Raw genomic sequence first — 7,360 nt, 5'->3', positions numbered from 1 at the left:
CAAGTAGCGCTTGTGCAGGATTTAAAATTTAGCGCGGCGTGAGCCTTTGCCTGCTCGCCCGCGCCGAATTCGCTTAAAATTTATCCGCTTCGCTTTTGATTTTGCCTGCGCAAAAGTAACATGTTAAAATCTCTGCTTGACTTTTACCGCGCCGCCGCGTATAGCATGGCGCGGATCAGCGTGTATTTCGTCGCCACAAAGCGCTAAAACGCGCGAGTCCTTTTTGAGCCGCGATCTAATTTCGTGCTAGGTTTTGCCAGCGGCGTTTTTCATTAAAATTTTACTATTTCACGCGGAATTTTATCTATGTAGCAGCGCAAACACCGCGTAAAGCTTTCGCGCGAAATTCTATAATTTGCGCGGAATTTTATTTGAAACAGCATCGTAGATTTTGAGTCAAAATTTTAGGATTTATTGCGATGCTGCACCTGCTGCGATGAAATCTTGCTAAATTTCGTTCGCGACCTGCTCGCATAAAATTCTGCGTCAAACCATGAGCTTGCTTGCGAGCTTACAGAGGCACCAGCTGCCAACGCGCCGCCACACAAAACGCGGCTCATCAAATGCCTCACTTGGGTTTTTACAATTCACCGCGCACAACTGCTTTTATCTAGCGCGATTTTTATCGGCGGTAAGCCCTCTATCTCGTAGTTTAGCACCATCGTTTTACCAAGCTCCCGCAGGCGCTGCGAAAATTCCGCGCTGCAAAAGCCTGCCTTCGCCTTGGCAAACAGCATCTCTTTTAAAATTTCCGCATCGCCCGCATCCAGTGCGCTAAGGTCTAAATTCGACGAACTATTTAGCGCGTAATCGTATATGAAGCTACCCTCTTCGCATGCGGCGCCTTTTAAAATCGTAGCATCGTCGATCCTGCGCGGCGCGCCCTCGTTTATCCGCGCTAGCGCATCTCGCACCTGTTTGCTTTCGCAGAAATTTCGCTCTAGCTCGCCGCGTTTTTTCTCTGCATAAAATTCCATCGCCACATTTGCCAAAATTCCGATTCCAAATAACACAAGTAAAATTTTAATCGGCTTATTTAGCCGCGCACTTAAGCTTCGCGCGTCCATCAGCGCGCCCTTTCGCAGCACAGCAGCGTGTGCCCGACGCCCAGCCCGTCGTGAATTTGCGAAATTTTAAGCCCCGCGCGCTGCGCAAATTTAACCATATCGTCCGAGTGATAAATTTTGCTATTGCCGTTTGCCATGGCGGCAAAATACACGCTGATCTGCGTCATGCTATACGCGGCGGTTTCGTAGCGCTGCCTGTCCCAAAACGGCTCCAAAATATAAAGCCGCGCCTGCTCGCTCATCGACTCCGCCGCGCGCGCGAGGATGCTTACGATCTGCTCCTCTGCAAAGCAGTCTAAAAACTGACTGAGCCAGATCGCATCAAAGCCGCGTGGAAAGCGCGTAGCAGCATCTAGCAGATCGGCCACAAGCCCGTCTATGCGCCCTGCGCCCTGCGCGCCTGCGACGGCGTCTTTCATCATCGAAATTTGCCCCGCAAGATCCATTATCGTGACGCGCACATTTTCATCGTAGCCTACGCACCGCTTAGCAAAGCGCCCGGTATTGCCGCCTACGTCTAAAATTTTATCCGTCTTGCGCGAGAAAATAATCTCTAGCGCGGGCTCAAACGCCAAATCTGAATAAAAATGATCAAACGCGAGCCAGCTTTTGCGCACGTGCGGCGGCAGATGCGAAAGCGCCTCGTAGATCGTAGCCCACTGCCCAAAAACCTTTAGCCCCTCTGGTTTGCCCGATTTTAGCGTCTCTTCGAGCCTAAATAGCCCCTCGTAGCACACGTCGTGGATGAAGTCTATATCCACGTCCACCATCTCGTCGGTGAGTAGAAAATATCCCGCCTTGCTGAGCCTAAATTTCTCGCCGCACAGCAGCACCGTGCCGATGCTAAGCGAACTTTCCAAAAGCAGCTTTACGGTGTATTCGCTAAGCGAGAGCTTCTTCGCGATCTCTTCTATGCTTAGCCCGTCACGTGCCTCATTAAGCGCGCTTAAAATTCCAAATTTTTTCATCAGCCTGCTTACCTGAAAAACTACAGGCGCGAAGGCGATCTCATTCGCCGTCCGCTGCGCCTCGCCCGCGCTTTGACGCTCGGCGCCGTAGCGGTCTAAAAGCTGTTTGGGAAGTTTCATTTTTAATCCTGCTTATGTAAATTTCGCAAAATTTTAGCAAAAAATTCTAACTTTTCTTGCGCCCGCTAAGAATTTACGCGCATCTTATAATTTTGCGATGAAATTTTAAAATTCCGTCTTAAAATTTATGGAATTTTAGTTAAAATCCTTTCACCAAAATTTCGCGTAAAAGCTCTGCGAAAATGTCAAATTTAGGAGAATCCTTGAAGCTTCAAATGTCCTTGATGTCGGTTGCTTGCGTCGTAATCATCCTGGCTGGTCTTAAAGCCGCGCAGGCTATCGTCGTGCCATTTTTGCTAGCTATTTTCATTACGGTGCTCGTCTCGCCGCTGGTGCTTTATGTCCAAAAGATCCGCGTCGGGCGCGTTTTTAGCTTCCTCATCATCACTTTCGCTTTCGTGGCGATTATAGTGTTTTTCGGTGCGGTCATCTTTGATGCGATCAAGGAATTTTCAGCGCGCCTGCCCGAGCTTCAAGCAAAATTTGAAGAGGTGCTAGGAGGCGTGAGTGCGAAGCTCTCTCGATTCGGCATAGAGCTTAACGCCGCAAGCCTAGGCATCGATCCGAGCGAAGCCGCCGCACAGCTATCTGCACTACTGCGCAAAACAGGCTCGATAGTCTCGACGGGATTTTTCATTTTTATAATGGTTTCATTTATGGTCTTTGAAAGCTCCGTAATCGACGAAAAAATCCGCTATTTTTCGCAAAGTAGCCGCGCTACGCACACTTTTGTGAAGAAATTCGCCTCCAGCCTCAAAAAATATCTACTAATCAAAACTATCGCTTCAGCTTGCACCGGCGCGCTCATCGGACTCGGGCTGTGGGCTCTTGACGTCCCATATGCCGCGCTGTGGGGGATTTTAGCTTTCGTGCTAAATTTCATCCCCACCATTGGCTCGATCGTAGCGGTCTTTCCGACACTTTTCGTGACGCTAGCTACGATGGATATAAGTTCCAGTATCTGGACTATTGCAATCTATTTGGTCGTAAACGTAGCGATCGGAAATATTATCGAGCCACGATTTTTAGGGCAAGGGCTCGGGCTTTCTACAATCAGCGTGCTTGCAGGGCTACTGTTGTGGGGCTTTGTGCTTGGTATCGGCGGGCTATTTTTGGCTGTGCCGCTTACGATGAGCTTGCAAATCGCGCTTGCCTCAAACGACAAAACACGCTTCATCGCGACTCTATTAAGCAACAAGGTCGAAAGATAAAGCGAAATTCCGCGAAATTTTAAAATTCAATAAATTCTAGCTTGAGCGCGCTCAAGAGTATTTTTGTCTCTTTTAGATAAAATCTGCCCCAAAGGATCAAAGATGACGAGTGAAAAATTTATTTACGAAGTAAACACGGTGACGAAATTTATCCAAATTTACTGCGATGGCAAGCATGCGGATGCGCCTAAAAAAGACGGTGCTGTGCTTCATGACTACAAAGACGATAAGGGGCTAGTGCAGACGCACTTTCATCTCTGTAGCGACTGCGAGCGGATGCTGCGTTACGCCTACGCGCGCCTTGGTGCCTGTCCGCACACTGAAAAGCCGCGCTGCCACCACTGCCCGCATCCGTGCTACGAGCGTGAAATGTGGGTAAATATGGCTAAGATGATGAAATATAGCGGCATGAAGCTAGGACTTACAAAGATCAAAAAGCTTTTTTCGTTTAAAAAAAGCTAATTTGTGCGGGCAATTTAGTTAAAGTTTGTGGGTAAAATTTATCTTTGCAAGCTCGCTTCATCTCTGCACAAAAAAAGTACAAAAAAGCGGCGTGAGAATAAGCGCAAAAAGATATAAAAATCAATCAAAATACTAAATCTTAGCGCGTAAAATTCTGCCTTGCAAACGCAAATCCTCCGCAATCCTTGATAATAAATAATTAAATTTGAGTTTATAGTTTTAAGTTAGAATTGTGCCCAATCAAAGGAGAAAATATGAAGGTCATTACCATCGCGGTCGTTAACGGCAGGGTCGTAAACGAAAAGGAATTAATCGCGTCTATCGCCGATTATGATGATTTTACCGCGGTTGCCGAACAACTCCGTAAAGGGCTGAAATCGAGGTATTTTACATCTAGAGAGCATGCGAGGATCTATAAAAAAATCAGCGTCGAGACGGGCTTTAGGCGCGTGCGATTCGACTACAAACCGTATAAAGATAAAATTTCAAACCTCATCGCGCAGGGCTACACCGTCAAGGCGATCCTAAAAAAGATCGGCGAGGAGGATGAAGCGTTCAAAAACGCCGTTACTGCGCCCGGGCTTACGCACTTCATCTCCGTGACGTTCAAAGATGAAAAAACAAGACTTCGCGCAACCGCCAAAAAAAGCGAGGATTTCTTATACGCGTATCGCTTCGAGATCAAGAAAATGCATTTCCAAGGCGTTAGCAATAAAGAAATTTTAAAATATATGAAAGCTCATTACGAAAAGGATTTTGCCAAAGTAAGCGAGCGCGATCTGGCAGCTTTTATCGAGGCAAACGCAGTGCTGGATACCGACCGCAAACTCTCGCTGTATAAAAAGCCGAGCCTTTACGATCCGCATTTTAGCGAGATTATGAAGCTTTACGCAAGCGGTATGCGAGTCTATGATATCTGGAAGACGCTTAAAGCCAAATACCCCGAGTTAGCCAAGCTTCAGGCGCCGAGCCTTTATCAATTCATCGCAAACAACGCCCTTGGCAAAGCCAAATATATGCAAAAAGACTGATATGCCCGCGCTTTTTGTAAATTTTACTTTCAAATTTAAAATTTCGCCGCGATAAAGATCGATGAAAGCCGGTGAAATTTCGATGAAAACCTGCGTCATTCTCTGCGGCGGCAAAAGCTCGCGTTTCGGCAGCGACAAAACGCTGTTTCCATTCCGCGGGCATCCCAGCATGACGCACTTTCTTTTCTCACGCTTAAGCCGCGAGTTTGAGCGGGTTTTCGCCTGCGCCAAAAGCTCTAAATTTAACCCGCCGCTTCCTATGATCTACGACGAATTTGAGGAATTTTCGCCGATGGGCGCGCTGTATTCGGCGCTGAAACCATTTAGCGGCGAGCGCATTTTTATCATCCCCGCCGATATGCCATTTGTAGAAATTTCCACCATTCGCGCGCTTAGCGAGCAGGAGGGGCAAATTTGCGTGGCGGGCGACGAAGCGCATAGACATAGCCTGTGCGGATTTTTTGACGCAGCTCTCGCGCCGCGCGCGCTTGAGCTCTACCGCGCAGGAGAGCATAAGATCGGCGCGCTCATCGGATCTGCAAATTCCAAAGTGCTAAATTTCAAAAACAAAGAGCAGTTTTTAAATATAAATTATCAAAACGATTTAAAGGGCGTAGATGAAATTTAAAGCTTTAGCGCTCGCGCTTTGCGCCATGAGCCTAGCCGCGCAAGATCTATCCGAGCTATACGCAAAGGCCGGCGAATACGAGGCCAAAGGCGATTACAAAAACGCGATGATCTATTACAAAAAGATCGCCGCGGCAAGTCTAGCGGATAAAGGCGATAAACCGCGCCGAAAAGTCGCAGAAAATTCTACCTCGTCCGCAGAAAACCGCGCTTCGCACGATGATACCGCCGTTTTACGTCCAACTGAGCCGCAAAATTCTTTCGCACAAAATTCCGCCGCGCCAAAACCTGTCGAGCCAAATTCCACTTCGTCAAATTTCGCAGACACAGGCTCGGCTGCGTCAGGCTCCGCGTCAAATTTAGCATCATCGAATTCCGCCTCGCTCTCGCAGAATTCCGCCTCGCCGGATTCCGCTCCGCAAGGCAAGCAAAATGGTCGAAATTTTGGATTTTTGGGGCTTAAATACTACGAGCCGATCTATATGCTCTTTACTCACGATTTTAGCAAAAAACCCGATCGCAAGGCGGATGAGCTGCATTTTGAGTTTAGCTTCGAGCGCCCGATTGCCTACGACGCGCTGGGGTTTGGAGAGAAAATTTCATTCGCTTACGCGCAAAATTCCTGGTGGCAGATCACGCAGGATAGCGCCCCCTTTCGCGAGAGTAACTACCGCCCCGAGCTCTACGTTAGCGCGCCGGTGCCGTTTGCGGACGAGCTAAAGATAGGCGCCATGCACGAGTCAAACGGCAAGGGCGGCGAGGAATCGCGCTCATGGAATAGGCTCTACGCCCAAAGCACGTGGAGTGCGGACGGATTTTCGATCACCCCCAGAGCTTGGTATGCGTTTTGGCTGGACCGCACGAACGAGGACATCGCGGATTATATGGGCTACGGCGATCTGCGCGCGTCATACACCTTCGGCAAGCAGCGACTTAGCGCTCTGTGGCGAAACAACCTACATTTTGACGGTAGTAACCGCGGCGCGATCGAGCTAAACTACAGCTTCCCGATCTTTAATAGCGGATTTTACGGCTATCTGCGCTACTTTAACGGCTATGGCGAGAGCCTCGCAGATTATAAACGCAGCGTCAATAAGATCGGCATCGGACTTTCTTTCGTAGAATTTTAATGCCATCTGCACCGAGTTGCAGGCCAAATTTAAACTCACGACTCGTTGTGCGTCTTAAAATCGCATCAAATTTCAACCGCTTTTAAATTTCTTAGAAATTAATATTGTTTTAGCTAAAATCGTAGATTAAATTTTAAACAAAAGGATCAAAAAATGGCACAAATTCAAGAGGCCGAGCTCATCTGGAAAGACGGCAAGCTAATCCCCTGGGCGGAGGCCACTACTCACGTTTTGACGCACTCTTTGCACTACGGAAACGCCGTATTTGAGGGCGTACGCGCTTATAAAACCGACAAAGGCTACGCGATTTTCCGCTTGGACGAGCACACTCGCAGGCTTGAAATTTCGGCAAAGCTCTGCCTAATCAAGCTTCCGTTTAGCTTCGAGCAGCTTCGTCAGGCCCAGATCGACGTCGTCGCGAAAAACCGCTTCGATCAGACCGTTTATATCCGCCCACTTGCGTATTTCGGCTACGGCTCGATGGGCGTTTCGTCTAAGGATTGCTCGGTAAACGTCGTCGTCGCAGCGTGGCAATGGGGCGCGTATATGGGCGAAGAGGCGCTACGCAAGGGCATCAAAGCCAAAATTTCATCGTGGATGAAGCCGGCGCAATTTTCGATGATGGCAAAAGCCAAAGCGAGCGCGAATTATTTCAACTCGCAGATGGCAAATTTCGAAGCGGTCGATGCGGGATACGATGAGGCGATACTGCTCGATCCGCAAGGCTTCGTCGCGGAGGGGCCA

At 48.5% G+C, this 7,360-nt stretch carries 8 protein-coding genes; 6 read left to right on the top strand and 2 right to left on the bottom strand.

Annotation, left to right across the window (positions count from 1 at the left end; genetic code table 11):
* Positions 1 to 587 precede the first annotated feature (587 nt).
* Both Q0140_RS09815 and Q0140_RS09810 read right to left on the bottom strand, forming a co-directional pair.
* Positions 588 to 1,067: a hypothetical protein gene (locus tag Q0140_RS09815; RefSeq protein ID WP_297964154.1), complete on the bottom strand. Its 480-nt coding sequence runs from the start codon at positions 1,065 to 1,067 to the stop codon at positions 588 to 590.
* Positions 1,067 to 2,155 (bottom strand): class I SAM-dependent methyltransferase, encoded by a 1,089-nt coding sequence (locus Q0140_RS09810; protein ID WP_297964152.1) that lies wholly within the window; start codon positions 2,153 to 2,155, stop codon positions 1,067 to 1,069. Before Q0140_RS09810 ends, Q0140_RS09815 begins: the two co-directional genes overlap by 1 nt.
* Positions 2,156 to 2,358: 203 nt before the next feature.
* Between Q0140_RS09810 and Q0140_RS09805 the strand changes: the two genes are divergently transcribed.
* The 6 genes from Q0140_RS09805 to ilvE all read left to right on the top strand — a co-directional run.
* Positions 2,359 to 3,366: an AI-2E family transporter gene (locus Q0140_RS09805; RefSeq protein ID WP_297964150.1), complete on the top strand. Its 1,008-nt coding sequence runs from the start codon at positions 2,359 to 2,361 to the stop codon at positions 3,364 to 3,366.
* Positions 3,367 to 3,468: 102 nt separating this feature from the next.
* Entirely contained in the window at positions 3,469 to 3,828 is a 360-nt protein-coding gene (locus tag Q0140_RS09800) for a nitrous oxide-stimulated promoter family protein (RefSeq protein WP_297903142.1), read from the top strand.
* A gap of 254 nt (positions 3,829 to 4,082) precedes the next feature.
* Positions 4,083 to 4,859 carry a hypothetical protein gene (locus Q0140_RS09795; RefSeq protein WP_297964148.1) on the top strand — a complete coding sequence of 259 codons (777 nt, stop codon included), beginning with the start codon at positions 4,083 to 4,085 and terminating at the stop codon, positions 4,857 to 4,859.
* Positions 4,860 to 4,920: 61 nt separating this feature from the next.
* The gene (locus Q0140_RS09790; RefSeq protein WP_297964146.1) at positions 4,921 to 5,487 is read left to right on the top strand and encodes a molybdenum cofactor guanylyltransferase; all 567 of its coding nucleotides are present in this window, start codon (positions 4,921 to 4,923) and stop codon (positions 5,485 to 5,487) included.
* The gene (locus Q0140_RS09785; protein ID WP_297964144.1) at positions 5,477 to 6,616 is read left to right on the top strand and encodes a phospholipase A; all 1,140 of its coding nucleotides are present in this window, start codon (positions 5,477 to 5,479) and stop codon (positions 6,614 to 6,616) included. Before Q0140_RS09790 ends, Q0140_RS09785 begins: the two co-directional genes overlap by 11 nt.
* Before the next feature lie 153 nt (positions 6,617 to 6,769).
* On the top strand, positions 6,770 to 7,360 hold a 591-nt coding region (gene ilvE, locus Q0140_RS09780), incomplete at its 3' end, for a branched-chain-amino-acid transaminase (RefSeq protein WP_297964142.1).

This window comes from uncultured Campylobacter sp. (assembly GCF_938045405.1).
In the GTDB taxonomy this organism is placed as follows: Bacteria; Campylobacterota; Campylobacteria; order Campylobacterales; family Campylobacteraceae; genus Campylobacter_B.
Note: the sequence above shows the minus strand (reverse complement) of the source record. Positions and strands in the feature narration are given on the sequence as shown.